We start from the raw sequence: 1429 nt of genomic DNA, 5'->3' as shown, positions 1-1429 counted from the left end.
TCAAGATTGGCAGAATCAAGATATGAAGAAAATGAATATTAAAAAATTTGATGGATTAGAAGGATTAAGAACTTTTTTTACGATAAATAAAATAAAGCCTTTTTTTATTAATTATGAGTTTAAAAGTATTAGTTACCAAGCAATGCAAGACATATTAAGTGGGAAATTAAAAAAATGGGGAGATTTAGGATATGCTTCCAATGAAGTAACTCTGCTTTATAAACATATAGAGAAAGAAGATATTTTTATAATAGATACATTTTTTATAAACACAAAAAACGATAAATTATGAAAAGAATAATTGTTTTATTTATTGTACTATTTTTTGCAAGTTGTTACAATATAAATAAAAATATTGAAATTCAACAAGTACGTTGTTTAAATTGTAATATGATTGTATCGTTCAGTATTACAAAGAAAGGTGTGAAACAAGGAGGATTAGGTATAACAAATAGACTAATCATTAAAAATCCAACATTAAATTTTGTTGATATTGATTTTTATTATTTTAGAAATGGAGATAGTATAACCTATCCTTCAGAAGCTAGTTTGATAACTGTTACAGATGAAGATTATTTTAAGAAAACTGGTAAAAGAAATAGAATACGATTATCTCCTTTAAGCAAAAAAGAAATTATTTATCAAATTTCTGAATTTAATACAGAAGATTCTATTCATTTAACCTCTTATTCTGAAAGCTTAAATCAATATATTTCAAGGGCTCATCCTTTTGAACAAAAAAATAAATATACAAAAGAGGTTTATAAAAGTAATAAAACTCTTATCTACGAAGAACCTTTTTCAGAATTCAAGAGTAAAAACCCAGAGTTATTAGAATTTTTAACAAAAGGTGATAGTATTGAATTAGAAGTTATTAGCCCTGTAAAACAAAAATATAAGTTTAAAGCTGAGTGGTAGCAAAAAAATTTGGTGAGTTTTGCTAAAGACGGAGATATGAGTTCGGCACAAATGGCTGTACTTAGTACATTGCTAAAGACCAATTTTTTAGGCGATATTATGATGAACTTGACACTGAATATTATGCAAAAACCAATGAGGGAAATTATGGAAGAAGGCTTAGAAAGGGATAAAAGAGAGTTGGATATCTATAAGTTTGATAATGAAAAAGATTTTAAAATAGCTCTTAATAGTTATGTTTTTTTGAGAGATATTTATAAAACAAAAAGTATAAGTTACCAATCAATGCAAGGTTTGTTAGATGGAACCATCAAGCGTTGGAAAGACTTACAGTATGCTAATGAAGAAGTAACTTTGCTTTATAAATATATGGAAAAAGAAGATGTTTTTATTATAGACGCATTTTTTATGAAAACAAAAAACGATGAATTATGAAAAAATATATTTTAATAATAGTAATTTTATTTTTAGTAGGGTGTAGTACAAATAAGCACATTCAATTTACACAGGG

Annotated in this window: 3 protein-coding genes; all 3 read left to right on the top strand. The window is 25.6% G+C overall.

Going from position 1 to position 1429, the window contains the following annotated elements:
• Nucleotides 1-292 (top strand): hypothetical protein (locus OO775_RS13885; protein ID WP_264847823.1); only part of this gene is annotated, 292 nt, incomplete at its 5' end.
• A complete protein-coding gene (locus tag OO775_RS13880; RefSeq protein ID WP_264847822.1) occupies nucleotides 289-918 on the top strand; it encodes a hypothetical protein in 630 nt (209 codons plus the stop codon). The genes OO775_RS13885 and OO775_RS13880, both read left to right, overlap by 4 nt.
• Before the next feature lie 12 nt (nucleotides 919-930).
• A complete protein-coding gene (locus tag OO775_RS13875) occupies nucleotides 931-1353 on the top strand; it encodes a hypothetical protein (protein ID WP_264847821.1) in 423 nt (140 codons plus the stop codon).
• Nucleotides 1354-1429 lie beyond the last annotated feature (76 nt).

This window comes from Capnocytophaga catalasegens (assembly GCF_026005215.1).
Taxonomy (GTDB): domain Bacteria; phylum Bacteroidota; class Bacteroidia; order Flavobacteriales; family Flavobacteriaceae; genus Capnocytophaga; species Capnocytophaga catalasegens.
Note: the sequence above shows the minus strand (reverse complement) of the source record. Positions and strands in the feature narration are given on the sequence as shown.

Excerpts from the sequence above, each read along its gene's own strand:
- OO775_RS13880 (WP_264847822.1), top strand. The coding sequence starts at position 289 with ATGAAAAGAATAATTGTTTTATTTATTGTACTATTTTTTGCAAGTTGT.